This window comes from Candidatus Pelagibacter giovannonii (assembly GCF_012276695.1).
Taxonomy (GTDB): Bacteria; Pseudomonadota; Alphaproteobacteria; order Pelagibacterales; family Pelagibacteraceae; genus Pelagibacter; species Pelagibacter giovannonii.
This window is the reverse complement of sequence record NZ_CP038852.1, coordinates 1,051,441-1,071,303: the sequence shown is the minus strand read 5'-3', so window position 1 is coordinate 1,071,303 and position 19,863 is coordinate 1,051,441. Positions and strand designations below refer to the sequence as shown.

The 19,863-nt window shown below is 28.5% G+C and carries 24 protein-coding genes and 1 tRNA gene; 16 read left to right on the top strand and 9 right to left on the bottom strand.

Going from position 1 to position 19,863, the window contains the following annotated elements:
- Window positions 1–2 precede the first annotated feature (2 nt).
- Window positions 3–587, top strand: coding sequence for a CDP-diacylglycerol--glycerol-3-phosphate 3-phosphatidyltransferase (pgsA, locus tag E5R92_RS05905; RefSeq protein WP_168607164.1), 585 nt, complete (start codon window positions 3–5; stop codon window positions 585–587).
- 5 nt (window positions 588–592) lie between these two features.
- Here pgsA and E5R92_RS05900 read toward each other — a convergent pair whose 3' ends face one another.
- Window positions 593–1,465 carry a branched-chain amino acid aminotransferase gene (locus tag E5R92_RS05900; RefSeq protein ID WP_168607163.1) on the bottom strand — a complete coding sequence of 291 codons (873 nt, stop codon included), beginning with the start codon at window positions 1,463–1,465 and terminating at the stop codon, window positions 593–595.
- Window positions 1,466–1,536: 71 nt separating this feature from the next.
- Between E5R92_RS05900 and E5R92_RS05895 the strand changes: the two genes are divergently transcribed.
- The 3 genes from E5R92_RS05895 to E5R92_RS05885 are packed head-to-tail and all read left to right on the top strand — an operon-like array spanning window position 1,537 to window position 3,944.
- On the top strand, window positions 1,537–1,974 hold the full coding sequence (locus E5R92_RS05895; RefSeq protein WP_168607162.1) for a MarR family winged helix-turn-helix transcriptional regulator: 438 nt from the start codon (window positions 1,537–1,539) through the stop codon (window positions 1,972–1,974).
- Window positions 1,967–2,644 (top strand): response regulator, encoded by a 678-nt coding sequence (locus E5R92_RS05890; RefSeq protein ID WP_168607161.1) that lies wholly within the window; start codon window positions 1,967–1,969, stop codon window positions 2,642–2,644. The genes E5R92_RS05895 and E5R92_RS05890 overlap by 8 nt, the downstream gene beginning before the upstream one ends.
- Window positions 2,625–3,944 carry an ATP-binding protein gene (locus tag E5R92_RS05885; protein ID WP_168607160.1) on the top strand — a complete coding sequence of 440 codons (1,320 nt, stop codon included), beginning with the start codon at window positions 2,625–2,627 and terminating at the stop codon, window positions 3,942–3,944. The genes E5R92_RS05890 and E5R92_RS05885 overlap by 20 nt, the downstream gene beginning before the upstream one ends.
- On the opposite strand, the gene E5R92_RS05880 is transcribed toward E5R92_RS05885, so the two are convergent.
- Window positions 3,922–4,176 (bottom strand): hypothetical protein, encoded by a 255-nt coding sequence (locus tag E5R92_RS05880; RefSeq protein ID WP_168607159.1) that lies wholly within the window; start codon window positions 4,174–4,176, stop codon window positions 3,922–3,924. The two genes, E5R92_RS05885 and E5R92_RS05880, sit on opposite strands and share 23 nt — an antisense overlap.
- Window positions 4,177–4,222: 46 nt before the next feature.
- On the opposite strand from E5R92_RS05880, the gene lgt reads away from it, so the two are divergent.
- The 7 genes from lgt to ychF are packed head-to-tail and all read left to right on the top strand — an operon-like array spanning window position 4,223 to window position 10,148.
- Window positions 4,223–4,987, top strand: a complete 765-nt coding sequence (gene lgt / locus E5R92_RS05875) for a prolipoprotein diacylglyceryl transferase (protein WP_168607158.1) — start codon at window positions 4,223–4,225, stop codon at window positions 4,985–4,987.
- On the top strand, window positions 4,984–6,027 hold the full coding sequence (locus E5R92_RS05870; protein ID WP_168607157.1) for an SAM-dependent methyltransferase: 1,044 nt from the start codon (window positions 4,984–4,986) through the stop codon (window positions 6,025–6,027). Before lgt ends, E5R92_RS05870 begins: the two co-directional genes overlap by 4 nt.
- Before the next feature lies 1 nt (window position 6,028).
- The gene (gene pgeF, locus E5R92_RS05865; RefSeq protein WP_168607156.1) at window positions 6,029–6,790 is read left to right on the top strand and encodes a peptidoglycan editing factor PgeF; all 762 of its coding nucleotides are present in this window, start codon (window positions 6,029–6,031) and stop codon (window positions 6,788–6,790) included.
- A 9-nt stretch (window positions 6,791–6,799) separates the two neighbouring features.
- A complete protein-coding gene (locus E5R92_RS05860; RefSeq protein ID WP_168607155.1) occupies window positions 6,800–7,732 on the top strand; it encodes a ribose-phosphate pyrophosphokinase in 933 nt (310 codons plus the stop codon).
- A gap of 44 nt (window positions 7,733–7,776) precedes the next feature.
- Window positions 7,777–8,469, top strand: a complete 693-nt coding sequence (locus E5R92_RS05855) for a 50S ribosomal protein L25/general stress protein Ctc (RefSeq protein ID WP_168607154.1) — start codon at window positions 7,777–7,779, stop codon at window positions 8,467–8,469.
- 45 nt (window positions 8,470–8,514) lie between these two features.
- Window positions 8,515–9,075 (top strand): aminoacyl-tRNA hydrolase, encoded by a 561-nt coding sequence (pth, locus tag E5R92_RS05850; protein ID WP_168607153.1) that lies wholly within the window; start codon window positions 8,515–8,517, stop codon window positions 9,073–9,075.
- Complete coding sequence (gene ychF, locus E5R92_RS05845) at window positions 9,075–10,148, top strand: redox-regulated ATPase YchF (protein WP_168607152.1); 1,074 nt, start codon at window positions 9,075–9,077, stop codon at window positions 10,146–10,148. Before pth ends, ychF begins: the two co-directional genes overlap by 1 nt.
- On the opposite strand, the gene E5R92_RS05840 is transcribed toward ychF, so the two are convergent.
- Genes E5R92_RS05840 through petA form a run of 3 tightly spaced genes read right to left on the bottom strand, consistent with a single transcriptional unit; the run spans window position 10,125 to window position 12,687 of the window.
- Window positions 10,125–10,904, bottom strand: coding sequence for a cytochrome c1 (locus tag E5R92_RS05840; protein ID WP_168607151.1), 780 nt, complete (start codon window positions 10,902–10,904; stop codon window positions 10,125–10,127). The two genes, ychF and E5R92_RS05840, sit on opposite strands and share 24 nt — an antisense overlap.
- A gap of 4 nt (window positions 10,905–10,908) precedes the next feature.
- Window positions 10,909–12,168: a cytochrome b gene (locus E5R92_RS05835; protein ID WP_168607150.1), complete on the bottom strand. Its 1,260-nt coding sequence runs from the start codon at window positions 12,166–12,168 to the stop codon at window positions 10,909–10,911.
- A gap of 9 nt (window positions 12,169–12,177) precedes the next feature.
- Complete coding sequence (gene petA / locus E5R92_RS05830) at window positions 12,178–12,687, bottom strand: ubiquinol-cytochrome c reductase iron-sulfur subunit (RefSeq protein WP_168607149.1); 510 nt, start codon at window positions 12,685–12,687, stop codon at window positions 12,178–12,180.
- Between the two features lie 86 nt (window positions 12,688–12,773).
- On the opposite strand from petA, the gene E5R92_RS05825 reads away from it, so the two are divergent.
- From E5R92_RS05825 to greA, 3 genes are read left to right on the top strand one after another with little or no spacing between them, the layout of a single operon-like run.
- Window positions 12,774–13,235, top strand: a complete 462-nt coding sequence (locus tag E5R92_RS05825) for a tRNA (cytidine(34)-2'-O)-methyltransferase (RefSeq protein ID WP_168607148.1) — start codon at window positions 12,774–12,776, stop codon at window positions 13,233–13,235.
- Complete coding sequence (gene hemF, locus E5R92_RS05820) at window positions 13,235–14,062, top strand: oxygen-dependent coproporphyrinogen oxidase (protein WP_168607147.1); 828 nt, start codon at window positions 13,235–13,237, stop codon at window positions 14,060–14,062. The genes E5R92_RS05825 and hemF overlap by 1 nt, the downstream gene beginning before the upstream one ends.
- A 1-nt stretch (window position 14,063) precedes the next feature.
- Entirely contained in the window at window positions 14,064–14,540 is a 477-nt protein-coding gene (gene greA / locus E5R92_RS05815; protein WP_168607146.1) for a transcription elongation factor GreA, read from the top strand.
- Here greA and E5R92_RS05810 read toward each other — a convergent pair.
- The 4 genes from E5R92_RS05810 to E5R92_RS05795 form a co-directional block, all read right to left on the bottom strand.
- A complete protein-coding gene (locus tag E5R92_RS05810) occupies window positions 14,537–15,811 on the bottom strand; it encodes a CCA tRNA nucleotidyltransferase (RefSeq protein ID WP_168607145.1) in 1,275 nt (424 codons plus the stop codon). The two genes, greA and E5R92_RS05810, sit on opposite strands and share 4 nt — an antisense overlap.
- 3 nt (window positions 15,812–15,814) lie before the next feature.
- Window positions 15,815–15,888 (bottom strand) — tRNA-Gln (locus E5R92_RS05805).
- 31 nt (window positions 15,889–15,919) lie between these two features.
- Window positions 15,920–16,765, bottom strand: coding sequence for a 4-(cytidine 5'-diphospho)-2-C-methyl-D-erythritol kinase (locus tag E5R92_RS05800; RefSeq protein ID WP_168607144.1), 846 nt, complete (start codon window positions 16,763–16,765; stop codon window positions 15,920–15,922).
- A 3-nt stretch (window positions 16,766–16,768) separates the two neighbouring features.
- Entirely contained in the window at window positions 16,769–18,355 is a 1,587-nt protein-coding gene (locus tag E5R92_RS05795) for a tetratricopeptide repeat protein (RefSeq protein ID WP_229704516.1), read from the bottom strand.
- Between the two features lie 110 nt (window positions 18,356–18,465).
- Here E5R92_RS05795 and E5R92_RS05790 point away from each other — a divergent pair, with 110 nt between their 5' ends.
- Both E5R92_RS05790 and E5R92_RS05785 read left to right on the top strand, forming a co-directional pair.
- A complete protein-coding gene (locus E5R92_RS05790) occupies window positions 18,466–19,197 on the top strand; it encodes a uracil-DNA glycosylase (RefSeq protein ID WP_168607142.1) in 732 nt (243 codons plus the stop codon).
- A complete protein-coding gene (locus E5R92_RS05785; RefSeq protein ID WP_168607141.1) occupies window positions 19,197–19,757 on the top strand; it encodes a ribonuclease HII in 561 nt (186 codons plus the stop codon). The genes E5R92_RS05790 and E5R92_RS05785 overlap by 1 nt, the downstream gene beginning before the upstream one ends.
- Window positions 19,758–19,863 lie beyond the last annotated feature (106 nt).

Genomic DNA, 19,863 nt, shown 5'->3' with positions numbered 1-19,863 from the left:
TTATGCTTAAAAAAATTCCAAATATTTTAACAATCGGTAGGATAATAATTGTACCTTTTTTTGTTCTAGCATTTTATTTACCAGGTTTTTATGGTGATTTAACTGCGTGCGTATTGTTTGTAATTGCTTCATTTACTGATTTTTTGGATGGAATGTTGGCAAGAATGATGGGTGAAGAGTCTAAGTTAGGTGAATTACTTGACCCTATAGCAGATAAAATTATTGTTGCTACTGCACTTATATTGCTTGTCATGAGTGGAACAATTAAACATTACGAGGTTATTGCCGCAATTATAATACTTACAAGAGAAATACTAATTTCAGGCTTAAGAGAATTTTTAGCTAGAGGACAAATTAAATTACCAGTAACTAATTTAGCAAAATTAAAAACTTTTTTACAAATGGTTGCTATAGCTCTTTTACTAACTGGTGAAACTGGTAATAAAATTTTAAATTTTCAAGATTATAATGCTCAAACTATTGGCATAATCCTTCTTTGGCTTTCTGCATTTTTAACTCTATATACTGGTTATGAATATTTAAGAAAAGGTATTGACCATGCAATTTCTGAAGATAATAAAAGGTAAATAATTTATTTTTTTCTAACTAAGGCTTGATAGCTTTCATTTAAATCAATTATAGTTTCACAAACTTTGAATTGATTATCTGCAATACATGATACAGGTGTTACTTCAGCAGCTGACCCAGTTAAAAAACAGCCAACAAAATTTTTTAACTCTTCTGGTTTAATTTTTCTCTCATTTATTTTAATTCCTTTAGATTTTGCAATCTCAATAACTGTTCTTCTTGTTATTCCATCTAAAAAACAATCTGGAATTGGAGTGTGTATTTCTCCATTTTTATCTTTAAAAAAAACATTTGCTCCAGTTGCCTCTGCAACATTTCCTTCATGATCTAGCATTAATGAATCTGTATAACCTTGCTGTTCTGCTTCATGTTTTGACAATGTGTTAATCATGTATAAGCCTGATGCTTTTGTATCCCACGGTATTGTATTTGGTGCTGGTTTTCTCCAGTTTGAAATATTTAATTTAATTCCATTAACTTTTAATTTTGGATCAAAATAAGAACCCCAATCCCAGGTTGCAACAGCAACATGAATTTTTGTTTGTTGTGCAGAGATTGCCATCATTTCACTACCTCTCCATGCCATTGGTCTTACATAGCCATCTTTTATATTTTGAACTGAAATAATTTTATTACATGCATCATTTATTTCAGTTTCTGAATATGGCATTGTAATTCCCATTCTTTTAGCTGAATAAAAAAGTCTTGTAGTGTGCTCTTCTAATTTGAATATTGATCCATCATAAACTCTTTCTCCTTCAAATACACAGCTAGCATAATGCAATCCATGATTTAAAATATGAATTTTTGCATCAGCCCAATCAACGAGCTCTTTATTATACCAGATTTTACCAGATCTTTTATCGTAGGGTATCATGTAAGAAATAATTTAAATTTTTTCATAAAATTATCTTTGTATCTATAATATGTCAATATAACTTACCCATAATGAAAGAACTTTTATATTTAAAGGACACTCAGTTAAAGCAGTTGATTGAAAAGTTATTTACAAGTTATCGTGAATCTTTTTCAGATGCCAAGAAAACCTTAGATAAATACTCTATAGGTATAGCTCACCACAAAGTTTTACATCTATTATCAATGTATAAGGGAATTACAATTTCTGATCTATTAAAGAAGTTAAAGGTTACTAAGCAGAGTTTGAATAGAGTTTTAAAAGATTTAATTAAACTTGATGTTGTTTTTTTTCAAAAAGACCAGCAAGACACAAGAGTAAAACACATTTTTTTAAATGAAAAAGGAGAAAAAATTTTTGACGAAATATTTTCAACACAAAAGAAAAGAATTTATAATGCTCTTTTAAATTCAAGTTCAGATCAAGTCCTAAACTTTGACAATGTTTTAAAGAAGATAATTAATGAATGATTTTGTAGCCCATATTTTAGTTGTAGATGATGATGAAGGAATTAGATCTCTAATTAAGCAATATTTAAATGAAAACAACTTTCTAGTTACTACATCAGATAGTGCAGAAAATGCTGAAGAAAAAATTTCAATAATTAAATTTGATTTAATTGTCCTAGATGTAATGATGACAGGCAAAAGTGGCCTTGATTTTATCAAGCAAAATAAATCTAAGATTGATACCCCTATAATTTTATTAACAGCTAAAGTGGAAACTGAAAATAGAGTTGAAGGCCTAGAGATAGGTGCTGATGATTATTTACCAAAACCCTTTGAGCCAAAAGAACTTATTTTAAGAATAAAAAATATTTTGAATAAAACAAAAAGAAATGATGAAAAAAGAATTATAACCTTTGATAATATTAAAATTGATCTTAACAAACTTTTAATCATCAAAAATGATATTGAATATAAAATAAATAGTACTGAAAAAATTATATTAGAAAAAATGATTAACAATCCAGGCAAAACTTTTTCAAGAGAAGCTATTGGTAAACTAACTGATCTTGATAAAGAAAGATCAATAGATGTAATAATTACAAGACTTAGAAGAAAAATAGAAATAGACCCAAAAAATCCAAAATACTTACAAACTTTAAGAGGTGCTGGTTATGTTTTATGGATTGAATAGTTTTATAAAAAATTTACTACCTAAAAGATTATTTTATAGAGCTTTATTAATCGTAGCAGTACCAATAATTGTTCTTCAAGTAGTCATAACAATTGTTTTTTTTGATAGTCTTTGGATTAAAACAAATAAAGGTATGACAAGGGCATTGATCGGTGAGATGAAAACATTGATAGCGGCTCATGATAACGGAAAATATAATAATAACGACCTGTCGGGCTTATTTTCAAATTATTTAAATCTTAATGTTGAGTTTAAAAAAGATGATCTATTTGAAAAACCTCAAAAAGAAAGATGGTTTAGCCCAATAGATAGAACGCTGAGAAGAGAGCTGAAGTCTAATATGGGTACTACAAATTACTGGTTCGATACAACCAGTTATGAAAAACTTATTCATATAAATATTAAACATAACGACGGTTACTTCGAATTTTTTATTCCAAAAGATAGAGTGGCAAATTCATCAGCTAGAATATTTGCTTTATGGATCACTCTACCAGCTCTACTAATGATAACCATAGCTATACTATTTCTAAAAAATCAAACCAGACCAATTATAAACCTGGCTAAAGCTGCAGAAAAATTTGGTAAAGGAGAAAATATTGATGAGTACAGACCATCAGGAGCCTTAGAGATTAGGCAAGCAGGTTTGGAATTTGATAAAATGAGAAAAAGAATAATGAGACACCTAAATCAACGATCTGAAATGTTATCTGGTATAAGTCACGATTTAAGAACACCCTTAACAAGACTAAAACTTCAACTATCTTTTATGAAAGATAAAGATTTATCAAAAAAAATGTCTTTAGATATAGATGAAATGGAAAAAATGCTTAATGAATATCTGCAGTTTACAAGTTCGTCTTATTTAGAAAAAGATGAAACCTTTAATATTTCTGAATTAATAGAAATCACAATAGATAAATATAATAATAATAAAATAACTAAAGAAATAATTCCAAGAGTTTATATGAATGGAAGAAAGAATTTAATACAAAGATCTTTAAATAATTTAATTGATAATTCAATTAAATATGCTGAAAATATAAATTTTCATCTATCTAAAAAAGACAGTAGCATAATAATTACAATTGATGATGATGGAGTCGGAATTCCTAAAGAAGAGTTAGAGAATGTTTTTAAACCATTTTATAAAGTAGATAAAAGTAGAGGAGATTCTAAATCTAGTGTTGGCCTTGGGTTATCAATTACATCTGACATAATCAAATCCCATGGAGGAAATATTTTGTTAGAAAAATCTCCTTTAAACGGCCTTAGAGTTAAGATTTTTTTACCTTTATAGATTTTTTTTTTGGAATTTTTTTTTCTAAATTGTTGATTTTTTTTTCTAAATTTTCAACTCTTTTAACTAATATATCAGTTTCTTCTTTACTGGTAAGTTTCATTTTAAAAATGATTTCATCCCTTTTAGATCTTAAAACATTTATGATTTCAGAGCTCAAATCTTTATAAGAAATAAGTCCCTGTTCAAATAGTTTTGTTAATTTATCAATTACAAATTTTGATTTTGTCATATATTCGTTTATAAAATTAATATACTTTATACGTAGTTTTTTAAAAATGTTTATTAATAATTTTGACCCAGTTGCTTTTCAAATATTTTCATTAGAAATCAGATGGTATTCCTTGGCTTATATTATCGGTATTGCACTTGGTTGGCTTTATTGTAAAAAAAGATTAATTAAAGACCCTCACATTCTTCAACTATTTGACGACTTCATAACCTATCTCATTATAGGTATGATTTTGGGTGGTCGGCTTGGATATACATTATTTTATAATCTAAAATATTACTTTGATAACCCTATTGAAATATTGATGGTTTGGAATGGAGGAATGTCATTTCATGGTGCTTTAATTGGAGTTATAATTGCATCATTATTATTTTCAAAAAAACACAATACAAATTCTTTTATATTTTTAGACTTAGTTGCCCTATCTGCTCCAATTGGAATTTTTTTTGGCAGAATTGCCAATTTCATAAACTCAGAGCTTTATGGGAGAGCCACGGACCTTCCTTGGTCAGTTCAATTTGTTCTAATAGACAATATCAAAAGACACCCCTCTCAATTATATGAGGCCTTCTTTGAAGGAATAATTCTTTTCTTTATACTTGGGTATTTTTTCAAAAAAGATTATTTAGAAGTACCTGGAAAAATCTCTGCTTTATTCCTAATCTTTTATTCTCTATTTAGATTTTTTATAGAATTTTTCAGATCTCCAGATCCACAAATTGGTTACTTGGTTTTAAATCTAACATTAGGCCAATTGACAAGTATTCTTTTTTTCATGACTGGGTCTTACCTTTTATCCATAAAAAAATGAAAATTAAGGACAATGACTCATTTACTCTAGATAAGTTTATAGAGGAATCTCTTTATAACAAAACATCTGGATACTACATGAAAAAAGATCCTTTTGGCAAAAAGGGTGATTTCATAACTTCACCCAATATATCTGTATTATTTTCAGAAATGATTGCAATTTGGGTCGTTTCATTTTGGCAAAATCTAGGTTGCCCTGAAAAGTTTAATTTAATTGAGTTGGGTGCTGGTAATGGTGAAATGATGAAAGTTTTAGTCAATACCTTTAATAAATTTCCAATATTTAAAAATTCTTGTCACATTAAAATTTTAGAAAAAAGCAAATTACTTAAAAAAAAACAAAAGGCTAATATCAATAAAAAAAACATTCAATGGTTAAATGATCTAAGCGAATTAGATAATTTACCATGTATCTTTTTGGCAAACGAATTTTTTGACGCCTTGCCTATTAAGCAATTCATAAAAAAAGAAAGAAAATGGTTAGAAAGACATGTCAAATTCTCCAATAAAAAATTTGAATATTTCGATGTTCCTTTTGATATGGAAAAATTTGAAAATAAAATTAAATTTAAAATTGCAAAACAACAGAACTTTATTGAGTATTCACCACAATCAACTGAATACTTAAAAAGTATTAACAATAAGATTAAACGTAATAATGGTGGAATTTTAATAATAGATTATGCTTATATTGATAAAAAAATGAAAAATACCCTGCAGGCTGTATCGAAACATAAATATTGTGATGTGTTAGAGGGGTTTGGTGATTCTGATATTACTTATAATTTAAGTTTCAATTTGATAAATAATATAGTTAAAAAATTAAGTTCACTTACCACAATGAATACTACCCAAGGTGAGTTTTTAACAAAACTTGGTATTCTTGAAAGAGCAGAAATACTGTCCAAGAAAATGTTATTTAGTGAAAAAGCTGATATTTATTTTAGAATAAAAAGACTTATAGATAAAAATCAAATGGGGGAATTATTTAAAGTAATGCTAATAACAAAAGATAAAAATAAATTTAAATTGGGGTTTTAAATTGATTAAGTCAAAGAAACTCAGCAAATTTAAAAACTTACAGCACGCTTTCTTTAATAGAAAGGGTGGAAAATCTCTAGGTATTTTTAAGAGTTTAAATTGTGGTCCTGGATCTTCAGATAATAAACAAAATATTTTAAAAAATCTTCAAATCGTACAAAGGAAAATTAAAACTAAGCTCAAAAAAATTATCTTACTCAAACAAATTCACAGTAATAAATTTCATTTTGTAGATAAAAATCTAAAACTTAAAAATTATAATTTTGAGGGAGATGCGCTAATCACAAATAAAAAGGAATTTCCTATAGCTATATTGACTGCTGATTGTGCTCCAATACTAATTTATGATGAGAGAGAAAAGATGATTGCAGCAATCCATGCTGGCTGGAAAGGTGCTTTCAAAGGGATAATTAAAAGAACCTTAAATTTTATGATAAAAAAAGGCTGTGCTCCTAAGAATATTACTGCTGTTATCGGGCCATGTATTTCATTAAATAATTATGAGGTAAAAAAAGATTTTATTAAAAAACTCATTAAAAAAGATGGAAAAAATAAAAAATTTTTTAAGAAAATTAAAAATAAAGATTTCTTTAATTTAAAGAAATATGTCCATTCTCAATTAAAAGCCTTAAATATAAAGAAAATTGATATAATCAATAAAGACACATTTAATCCTAAAAATAATTTTTTTAGTGCTCGAAGATCTATTAGTCGTAATGAGAATGATTATGGTAGAAATATTTCTGTAATTATGATTAATTGATAATATCTCATGAAATTATTAACTGGAAACAGCAATAAACCTCTAAGTAAGAATATTGCAAAATATTTAAAATCTAAGCTTGTAAACTCAAGTATAAAAAAATTTTCTGATGGAGAAATTTATATAGAAATTAATGAAAATATTAGAGGTAATAGTATATTTATAATTCAGTCTATTTCATCACCTGCAAATGACAACTTAATGGAGTTGCTACTTTGTATTGATGCTTTAAAAAGATCTTCAGCAAAAAATATTACAGCTGTAATTCCTTATTTTGGATATGCGCGACAAGATCGAAAAGTAGTACCTCGAACTTCTATTTCTGCAAAACTTGTTTCTAATTTAATTACTAAAGCTGGTGCTGATAGAGTTGTTACTGTTGACCTTCATGCTGGACAAATTCAAGGTTTTTTTGATATTCCTGTAGACAACTTATTTGCTACACCGATTTTTGCAAGACATGCTAAAAAAAATATTAAAAGCAAAAATATTATTTGTGTTGCACCAGATGTTGGTGGGACTGAAAGAGCAAGAGCACTTGGTAAAATTTTAAATGTGGAACTTGCTATTGTGGATAAAAGAAGACCTAAACCAGGTCAATCCAAGGTTATGAATGTTATAGGAGATGTTAAAGGGAAAACTTGCATAATAGTTGATGATATAATTGATTCAGGTGGAACCATAATTAATGCCGCTAAAGCATTAAAAGAAAGAGGTGCTAAAGAAGTTTATGTTTATATTACTCACGGAGTTTTAAGTGGAGAAGCAGTAGATAAAATTAAAAAATCAGTTATTAGAAAATTGGTAATAACGGATACAATTGATAATCAAGACAAAATAAAAAATGTTAAAAATATAGAAGTTTTGCCTATTTCTACCCTTATGGGTGAAGCAATTAAAAGGATCTCTAATTCAACATCTGTATCTGATTTATTTAAATAATTATCTTGAGTTATTAAGAAACTTGGGCTAAAAGCCATCTTTTTATGAATTCACTTGATGCAAATACTAGAAACACTAAATCTAAAGGAGAAATTCGATCTCTTAGGTTATCTGGAGATATCCCTGGTATAATTTATGGGGGACCAGAGAAAAATCAAAAAGTAGCTGTATTAAAAAAAACATTAAAATCTCTAATACAAAAAGGAAGCTTTTTATCAAATATAATAACTCTTAATTTAGATGGAAAGCCTCAAAATGTTTTACCAAGAGAAATTACTTATAACGTAATATCAGATGAGCCAACTCATATTGACTTTCTAAGAGTTGTCCCAGGTGTAAAAATTAGAATAGAAGTGCCTGTAGTATTTATTAACCACGAAACTTCACCAGGCTTAAAAAGAGGTGGAGTATTAAACATTGTTAGAAGAGAAATAGAACTAAAATGTCCAAGTGAAAAAATACCATCTGCAATAACTATTGATTTAGATGGAGTAGATATTGGGGAAAGTTTCAAAATATCTTCAGTTAAACTAGAAGAAGGTGTTACACCAACTATTATTGGAAGAGATTTTGTGATTGCAACATTGGCAGCACCTACAGTTATGAAAGAGCCAGAAAAACCAGCTGAAGCTGAAGAAACAGCTGCAACGACAGAAGATGGCAAAGAAGCAGCACCAGTAGCTGAAGGTGATAAAAAAGATGGCGAAGAAAAAAAAGCCACTGAAGAAAAAAAATAATCAACTTATTATAGTGAAGACTCCTAGATACGATTTAAAAAAAATATGCTTTTATTTGTAGGCTTAGGAAATCCAACACCCGATAGCGAAAACAACAGACACAATATTGGTTTCAAATTAATTGATGCTCTTAATCGAAAATTTGGTTTGTCTAAACAAAAACCAAAATTTAAAGGGTTACTAACCACAGGTAATATTGAAGATAAAAAAGTTTATGCAATAAAACCATTAACCTTTATGAATAACTCTGGAATTTGCATAAGAGAATTAATTGAATACTTTAAAATTGACCCTGAAGATGTGATTGTCTTCCATGATGATCTTGACCTTGAGTTTGGAAAAGTAAAAGCAAAATTTGCAGGATCTAGTGCGGGACATAATGGTATTGAGTCTATTGATAAATTTATTGGTAAAGATTATTCAAGAGTAAGAATAGGAATCGGAAAACCAAAAACTAAGGCTGATGTTTCAGACCATGTATTAAAAGATTTTGATGAAGATGAAATGATACAACTAGAAAAAATTACTAAAAATATTATTGATTCAATGACTGTATTAATTGATAAAAAATTAGATTTATTCTCAAGCACTGTAAATAATAAGTAATGAGTTTTAAGTGTGGAATTGTTGGCTTACCTAATGTTGGTAAATCTACATTATTTAATGCACTTACAAATTCTAGCAAGGCACAAGCTGCGAATTTCCCTTTTTGTACGATAGAACCAAATGTTGGAGTAGTTCCTGTACCCGATGAAAGACTAGATAAATTAGTAGAAATATCAAAATCAAAAAAAAAAATTAATACCACTATTGAGTTTGTGGATATAGCTGGACTGGTAGAAGGTGCCTCTAAAGGTGAAGGCTTAGGAAATAAATTCTTATCTCATATAAGAGAAGTTGATGCGGTCATACATATGATCAGATGTTTTGACTCTGATGATATTCAAAATGTAAACCCAACTGTTGATCCAATTAGAGATTTGGAAATTATTGAAACAGAAATGATGCTTGCAGATCTTGAATCAATACAAAAAAGATTAGAAAAAAATAATAAAAAAAATGTGGATGAGGAACAATTAAAAATATTAGAAATTGCATCTGACTGTATAAATAATTCTAAAGATATTGAGGTACTTTACGAGCAATTTGAAAAAAAATTAATAAACCAAAGTGGTTTATTGTCTTTAAAGCCTAAAATTTTTGTATGTAACGTTGATGAAGCAAGTGTTCAAAATGGAAATAAATACACACAAGTCTTTATTGATAAATTTAGTGAAAAAAATACCTTAATAGTTTCAGCTGATATTGAAAACCAAATAAATCAGTTAGAAAATGAAGAAAAAGAAAATTATATGGAAATGATTGGATTAAAAAGAACTGGTTTAAATATGTTAATTCAAAAAGGTTATAATATTTTAGAGCTAGACACTTATTTTACATCTGGACCTGAAGAAACTAGAGCTTGGACTATTCAAAAAAATTGTACAGCACCAAAAGCAGCTGGTGAAATACACACTGATTTTGAGAAAGGTTTTATAAGAGCTGAAACGATTGCTTATGAAGACTTCATAGCTAATGATGGTTGGGTCAATTCAAAAACAAATGGAAAAATGAGACTTGAAGGAAAAGATTATATTGTCAAAGATGGCGATATATTAAACTTCAGATTCAATACGTGACCAAATTTTCTTCATACTAAAGTAAACCAGAATAGTTAAAATAATTAAATATAAGATGGCTTTAAAGCCCATCTTGTGTCTACTTTCTAAATGAGGCTCAGCTGTCCACATTAAAAATGTTGTAACGTCTTTTGCCATTTGCTCTTCTGTAGCTTTTGTACCATCGCTATATTCTACCGCATCATCCATTAAAGGTTGTGACATCTTAATTTTATTACCATACATATATTTATTATAGTAAACCCCCTCATCAAGAGTTACGCCGCTTGGTGGATCTTCATAACCTAAAAGTAATGAATAAATATAATCAACCCCACCACTTCTAGCTTTAGCTAATACTGACATATCAGGTGGATAGGCTCCTCCATTTGCTGCTTGAGCGGCCTTAACATTTTCAAAAGGCATGACAAATTTATCAGATAATTTTGCTGATCTGACAAACATTTCACCATCATTATTTGGTCCATCTGTAACTTCAAAACTTGCAGCTATAGCTTTCGCTTGCTCTTCAGTAAATTCTGGTCCACCTGGTTCAAATAAGTTTCTATAACTTACGTATTTCATTGAATGACAGCCAGCACAAACTTCTGAATAAACCTGGTACCCTCTTTGTAAAGCACCCCTATCAAATTTTCCAAATAATCCCTTAAAACTCCAATCTGTTTTTAAAAGATCAACTTTTTCTGCAGCATTAACTGTAAGAGTACCTATTAATAAAAAAATGATTGAATAACTAATTTTGAAAATATTTTTCACTTAATTAATCTAAACTTTCTTTTTTTTTAACAGCTGATGCCATTGGCATCCCTCCAAGTACTGGCTCTGTAATACTTAAAGGTATGGGTATAGTTTTTTCTTTAAATCCTAATACCGGTAAGATTATTAAAAAATGAATAAAGTAGTAAGCTGTGGCAACCCTAGCAATCAATAAGTAAAGTCCTTCGGCTGGCATCGCACCCACGTAACCTAAAACCAATACATCCACTACCAATATCCAATAAAATTGCTTGTAAAGAGGTCTAAATACTGCTGATCTAATTTTTGAAGTATCTAACCAAGGCAGTGCTGCTAAAATTAAAATTGCTGACAGCATCGCAACTACTCCCATCAATTTATCAGGAACTGACCTTAGGATTGCATAAAAAGGTAATAGATACCACTCAGGAACTATATGAGCTGGTGTAACCATTGGGTTTGCTTCTATATAATTATCCGCATGTCCTAGAATATTTGGTGAATAAAAAACAAAAAATGCAAATACAATCATAAACATTAATAATGCAAAGGCATCCTTGATTACAATATATGGATGGAATGGTACGGTATCCTTAGAAGGCTTTTTAACATCTATTCCTACTGGGTTATTGTTTCCAGGAACATGCAAAGCCCAAATATGAAGAACTACTAAGCCCAAGATTAAGAATGGTATTAAGTAATGTAACGTAAAAAACCTTGTTAAAGTTGGGTTATCTACAGAATAACCTCCCCACAACCAATTTACTATTCCTTCACCCACTAAAGGTATTGCACTAAAAAGATTTGTAATAACTGTTGCTCCCCAAAAACTCATCTGACCCCATGGTAAAACATAACCCATAAACGCTGCTGCCATCATTAAAAGATAAATTATTATTCCAATAATCCAGATTATTTCTCTTGGAGATTTATATGACCCATAAAACAAAGATCTAAATATATGGATATAGACTGCTAGGAAAAACATTGAAGCACCGTTTGCGTGAATATATCTTATTAACCAACCATAGTTTACATCTCTCATGATATGTTCAACACTTTCAAAAGCCATATCAGCATGAGCAATGTAGTGCATTGCTAAAGTTAAACCTGTAACGATTTGTGTAATTAAACAAAAAGTTAAAATTCCACCAAATGTCCACCAATAATTTAAATTCTTAGGTGTTGGGTAATCAGTTAAATGACTAGCTAATGATAAAAGTGGAAGCCTGTCATTAAACCATTTTCCAAATTTCGAACTGGGAACGTACTCGTGATCACTCATAATTATTTATTATCCAATTTTAATTGTGTTACTGTTGACAAATTCATATTTTGGAACCTCCATGTTTGTTGGAGCAGGACCTTTTCTAATTCTTCCAGAAATATCGTAATGTGAACCATGACAAGGGCAAAACCATCCATTATAATCACCTTTATCATTTAAGGGTACACATCCTAAATGTGTACATACGCCAAGCATTACTAACCATTCTGGATCTTTCGCTCTATCCTCATCTTTTTGAGGATCTTTTAAATCTTCCATCTTAACAGCTCTCGCTTCTGCTACTTCATCAGGAGTTCTTCTTTTAATGAAAACTGGTTTTCCTCTCCAAAGTACAGTGATTGTTTTCCCGGGCTGAACTGAACTAACATCAACTTCTGTGCTAGCCAATGCTTTAACCGAAGCATCCGGGTTCATTTGATCAACTAAAGGCCAAACAACAGCTCCTACCCCAACAGCTCCTACAGCATAGGAGGCGGTAAATAAAAATTCTCTTCTTTCAGGTTTTTTTTCAGACATCTATAATTTTTTGTATATTGTTATCTAATATATGATTTCATATAAGAAAAAAGTTTTTTTTCCACTGAAACAATGACACATAATACATGAATTTGAGACCCAAAATTGCCTTATATGAACCTGATATTCCTCAAAATACAGCAGCTATTATCAGAACATGCGCATGTTTAGGTGCTGATTTAGAAATAATTGAACCTTGTGGTTTTTTATTCAGCGATAAAAGATTTAAAAGGGTTGTAATGGATTACATGGATGAAAAAATGATAAAATTCTATCAAAGTTCAGAAGAGTTTTTTAAATCAAAAAAGAATGAAAGGGTAATATTATTAACAACAAAATCAGCAGATTCTTATACTGCATTCAAATTTGAGAGTAACGATACACTGCTATTTGGAAGAGAGAGTGCTGGTGTACCAGATCATGTTCATAATTCTATTAAGTATAGGTTAAAAATACCCATGATGGACAATAAAAGATCTTTAAATATAGCCTCCTCAGTTGCTATAATTCTTTCAGAAAATTTAAGACAAATTAACTTTAATAAATAATGGATAAAGAAATTAAAAAAAAACTTGCTTCTAATTGGTTTAAGTTGCTGCAGAACACAATTTGTAACGATATTGAAAAACTAGAAGGAAAAAAAATAAAATTTAAATCTAATACTTGGAATAGAAATAAAATTAAAGAAGAAGGTGGCGGAGAGTTTAGAATTTTAAAAAATGGTAAGATTTTTGAAAAAGTTGGTGTAAATTTTTCAGAAGTGCATGGAAAGTTTTCAAAAGAAATGAGTAAAAAAATCCCAGGTACTTCTAAAGATCGAAATTTTTGGGCATCAGGAATTTCTATTGTAATGCATATGAAAAATCCTCACGTTCCAGCAATTCATTTTAACACAAGGTTTATCTACACAACACATGGATGGTTTGGTGGTGGTACGGATGTGACACCCTGCATTCCAGATATTAAAGAAAAAAGATTCCTTCATAGAGAATTAAAAAAAATGTGTGATCGACATGATAAAAAATTTTATAAAAATTACAAAAAGTGGTGTGATGAATATTTTTATTTACCACATAGAAAGGAAACAAGAGGAATTGGTGGTATTTTTTTTGATTACAAAAAAAATGATTGGGAGAAAGACTTTAAATTTGTAACAGACCTTGGAGTTACTTTTCAAATGATATTCAACTCAATAATACAATTAAAGCATAAAAAAAAATGGACTGTAAAGCAGAAGGAGATACAATATATTAAAAGAGGTAGATATGCTGAGTTTAACTTACTATATGATAGAGGGACAAAATTTGGTTTACAAACTGGTGGTAATGTTGAGGGAATATTAATGTCTTTGCCTCCAATAGCAAAATGGAATTAAAATGGATAAAGAACCAATAACAATAGATGGTCTTGAAAGCTTAAAGGAAGAGTTAATTATTCTTAAAGAAAAAAAAAGACCTCAAATAGTTGCTGCAATATCTGAAGCAAGATCTCATGGAGATCTAAAAGAAAATGCTGAATATCATGCTGCAAAAGAAGAACAGTCTCATAACGAAGGAAGAATTACAGAAATAAATGATATTATTGCAAGAGCAAATGTTATCGATGTAACTAAAATAAGTAATGATGGAAAAGTTATCTTCGGCTCAACTGTAGATTTAGAAAATTTAGATACTGGAGAAAAAATTACTTATAAAATAGTTGGAAAAGATGAGGCTGATCTTCAAAAAAAACTGATATTTTTTCAATCCCCAATTGGTAGAGGTCTAATTGGGAAAAACAAAAATGATTTAGTTGAAATTAAAACTCCCGCAGGTGTAAAAAACTTTGAAATTAAAGATGTAAAGTACGTTTAATTACTTACTATTTTTTTAACTTCTTTATCTGAAATTTTGAAGTTATTACTAGTCCAGACTTCTTCTATCGCTTTTAACTTCTGTCCCAATTCTCTTCCCTCAGGAACTTGATATTTTTCCATCAAAGTACTAGCTTTAAATGGCATGACAGGCATTTCTTTTTTTTTAAAAATTTCAATAAATTTAGTTAACTTATTGTCTGCTTTTTTAGATTTAAAAATTTTAAAATAAAGAATATCTAACAATGCCTCCCTACCATTAAGATAAAAAATTTTATTTAGGTTTTTTTCTGAAAAAGTTTGACTAGTATTTTTTTCTAAATAAAACTTGTTTAAAAATACAAGTCTTTTTTGATCTTTTTTGGATAAATTGAATTTATAAATAAAGTAATCTACATTATCAGTTCCATCAATAATCATTAAAGATAATAGGAAAATAAAGTTCACTTGTGAAAAGTTTTTTTTGGCAAAAACATTCATTTTATTAAATAAAGAAATATTTTTTATTTGGGGAAAAATAAGATTTATAATCTCTAAACAATCCTTATCCTTGGTTAACTTCAAGAAACCATCTGATTTTAATAACTTTTGGAATTCATCTATTAATCTTTCTGAGGAAATACTTGAAACACCACTTAGGTTTTTTTTAATTGCTTTAATGACTTTTGGATCATGACTATGTTTAGAATAACTAAGAAAGAATCTAACATATCTTAACACCCTTAAATAATCTTCTTTAATTCTTGTTTCTACATTTCCAATGAAATTAATTTTTCCATTTTCTAAATCTTTCTTTCCATCAAATGGGTCAAATAAATTTCCTTCAATATCAGCATAAATAGAATTGATAGTAAAATCTCTTCTAGAAGCATCATCTTTCCAACTATCAGAAAACTCTACTTTTGCGTGTCGTCCATCTGTATCAACGTCTTTTCTTAATGATGTAATTTCAAACTTTATGTCATTAATTAACGCTGTAATTGTTCCATGTTCTATTCCACTCTCGTAATACTTTATGCCTTTTATAGTAAGGGCCTCACATACCTCTTTTGGATTTAGATTTACTGCTAAATCTATATCGTCATATCTTTCTTTATTGATAATCTTTCTTACACATCCACCAACATAACGGATTTCACTATTGCTAGTGTATGAATGAATTGCTTCAAATATTTTTGAAGCCTCTGTTTCTTTTTTAATATTTTTGAAGCCTAAATTTATGTGATTAAGGTTTTGAGATCTAAAAAAAATTTTATCTAATAAGTTATTCATATATGGCTGGCCCACAAGGATTCGAACCTCGGATCTCTGTACCAAAAACAGATGTGATACCACTTCACCATGGGCCAATATTAGTTGCATATATCACAAAAAAAAAAATTATATAGTTTTTGATTCAATACACCAGTGGCTATTAAATTTTCGTTTATATTGACTGCAGGCTTTTTTGCAGGCCTTTTTGGAATGAAAATAAGCCACTATTGAGGATCCTGATCCAGACATTCTAGCAAATAGAGTATCATGTAAACCGCTGAGGTAAGATTTAATTATTTTAAGTTCCGGATATTTATTTAAGGCAACCTTTTCAAGATGATTGTCTAAATTTTTTAAATATTTTGCTTCAAATAGTTTCTGTTTAGGAGGATTGAATTGTGGTTTGGAGAATGAATTAACTTTAGAATAAATATATTTTGTAGAACATCCAAAGTTAGGTTTCGCAACTAATATATAAAATTTAATTTTATTTTTATATTTTTTAATATCTCCATTAGATAAAAGAATAGCAAATGATGGCTTTATACCTAAGATAACATCTGATCCTATTTCATTACTTATTTTTCTTATCTCACTTTTTTTTAATTTAATTATTTTTTTTTCAATAAAAAAATTTAATAGACTGGCAGCATTCATGGATCCACCTCCCATTCCTGCTTTTTGGGGTATATTTTTTATAACTTTAATTTCATATTTTTTATTATTTAAAAGGTTTTTATTATCTAAAATTTTTAGCAATTTTGAAATGGTATTAATTTTACTAATATTTTTAGAAAACTTTCCAAAAAAATTTATTTTATGCTGTTTTATTTTGCTTTCTCTTAGTGTGATTGAATCATGTAAATCAATAAAAGAAATTAAACTTTCAATATTATGAAGCTTTGATTTTTTTCCAGTAACGTTCAGAGCTAAATTTATCTTTGCATAAGACTTTATCTTAAAACTATTCATAATTTAGGAATTTTTTAATCCCTCTATTAATTTATTTTTAATAGTTTCTTTCATGGTATCTTCTGTTTCATCTAAATTTAAAACAGCTTGCCAAAAATATCTTGCTTGAATTTTTCTATCCAACTGCCAAAGAATATCACCATAATGATCGTTAACTATTGGATCCTGAGGCATTAATTCAACCGCTCTTTTAAGAAAATTTTCTGCCTTCTCATATTCTTCAACCAAGTAATATGCCCAACCAATTGAATCAATAATATATGGATCGTTGCTTCTGGCTGCATAAGCTTTTTCAAGCATCTTAAGAGCTGTTTCAATTTTATGTTCTCTTTCCAGCCATGAATAAGCTAAATAATTTAAAACATAAGCATCATCTGGGTTGGCTTCTAGAGATTTTAATAAATCTTTATCTGCTTTTATATAATCTCCAGATCTTTCATAACTTCCTCCACGCCTATATAATATTTCAGCGTATAAGTCTGAATTAACGTCCATTTTTAAAAGTATTTGATCGTAAAAACTTATCGCTTCAATATATCTTTTTGCATTTTTATGCGTATTTGCGATATCAAATAAAAATTTTTTATTTGGGTTTTTAATTTCTTTAAATTTTTCATTGATAAAATTTAGAGATGTTTCTTGATCAGACTTTTTTAAAATAATTTGAGACTCTTTTTTTAACTTAAACCAATAATAAAATTCATGCTTTTTATCAAATACTTTGAGAGTTTTTAATGTATTGGAATAATCATCATTCAAATAATAATTTTCAGCTAATAGAGACAAATTGAAAATAAATTTAGGATTTAAATAGTTTGCTATGTTTAAGTAAAAATTTGATTTCTCATAATCATTTTGAGATGAATAGAGATTTGCTATTAGAAAAAAAAGCTCACTAACGATATCATTCGCATTAGTGCATAAGAAAATATCTTGAAAATTACCTAAGTTTTTATCCTCTATCCATTTTTTACCTTGAGAAATTAATACTGATGAATTTAAATAATCAAAATTATTAGTAATTTTTTTTGCCTTATCATAATTGTCATTCTCGATTAAATAACTGATCAAAAAAAATGTATATCTTGAATAATCAGCATCGTTTTGTGAATTAATTAATGTATTAAAATACCTCTCAGTATCTTTATCATTCAAATAACATCGTTGAAAAACTTCGTTAATAAATGAAAAATTTCCAAACGTATTTTTTTGCTTCATTAATTTTTTTTCTTCAAAAACTGATAAATATTGTTTGAAGGTTTCTGCAATGATTAGAGAAAGCCTATCGTTGTTAATAAATTCATATGATCTATCGATATAAACTTTACTTTTTTTAAAGTTTTTTTTCTTTAAACTATCAACTGCCAGTAACAGGTTAGCCTGAAAAAAGTCAGAGTTGTTTTTTGTTGAGTTCTGTTTAACTTGATTAATTGCTTTCTTAACTTTACCATCAAGCACTAAAGAAAAAACATACCTCTCAAGATAGGCATCATGCTGTTTTATTAATATTTTTGATGAATTAAAAAATTTTAAAGCTTCCGTATTATCTAGATTTTCATAAGCTACAATTCCTGAAAAATAATTAGACAAATACCTCGCATTAAAATCGTTTAAACTGTTATTTTTTGAGTATAATGGACTCTGATAAAGTAATAATATTAAAAATAATTTAAAAAACTTTAGCAACATTTGGCTATTCTATGTCTAAAAAATTAATAAATCAAAAAACGAATTTTGACTCTGAGTTTTTAAACTCTACTGGATCTGACTTTATTTTTGATGAAAACCCAATCAATAGACTAAAAAATACTAGTAATGATTTAAAAAAAGATCTGAATATTCAAAAAATAGATAAAGTTAAAGAGCTTATGGATCTTAAAGAACAAATAAACTCAATTAGCGATTGTAATTTAAAGAATAATTCAAAAAAGATGGTTTTAGGAGATGGAAATATTAATAGCCCAATAATGATAATCGGTGAGGCCCCAGGTGTTGAAGAAGATAACTCCGGATTAACTTTTATGGGTGAGGTAGGAGATCTTTTAAAAAAAATGCTAATTGCAATAAATATTGAAAAACAAAATATTTATACAACATATGCTGTAAACTTTAGGCCCCCTGAAGATCGAAAGCCAAACTCTACAGAAATTAAAAGATATTCTCAATTTGTACAAAAACATATTTCAATAATAAATCCTAAAATAATAATTCTTATGGGTAGTACTGCTATGGAATCTTTAACAGGTTTAAATAGTAAAATTTCCATTGAGAGAGGAAAATGGAAAGAAGTAATTGTCAAGAATACAAACTACAATGTTATCATAACATTTAACCCCTCTTATCTTTTAAGAGCTCCTGAAAACAAAAAATATTCATGGGATGACTTAAAAAAAATTAAGCAAAGAATCTTTGAACTAAAACTATCCATTTAATGAAAATCTTAGCAGGTGTTGATGAAGTTGGTAGAGGATGCTTAATCGGACCCGTTTATGCAGCAGCTGTCATATTAAATAACTCTATTGATAAAAAATTATTAAAAGATTCAAAAACTTTAACAAAAGACAAAAGAGAAGAGCTTGAAAAATATATTAAAAAAAATTCTATATGGGCTATAGGTCAGGCGTCGACTAAAGAAATTGAAAAAATTAATATATTGCATGCAAGTTTACTTGCAATGAAAAGAGCTATTCTTAAGTTAAAAACAAAACCTTCACTTGTTTTAATTGATGGCAACAAACTGCCTGACCTAAAAAACTATAAATTAAAATATATAATTAAAGGAGATCAAAAAATTCCAAGCATTTCTGCTGCATCAATTATTGCAAAAGTCAGTAGAGATAAATTTATTACAAAACTTTCAAAAGAATTTAATAATTATGGATGGGATACAAACTCTGGTTATGGAACCAAAGAACATTTAAAAGCAATTAAGCAATTTGGTATTACCAAATATCACCGTAAAACATTTTCACCTATTAGTGATCTGATATAAATCCTAATAATAACGACACAAGATCTGGTTGTTTGATAAATAATAAACACACATTGAATGAATTTAATTCAATCACAAGTTGACCGTGGAATCTGTTTGGAGTCTA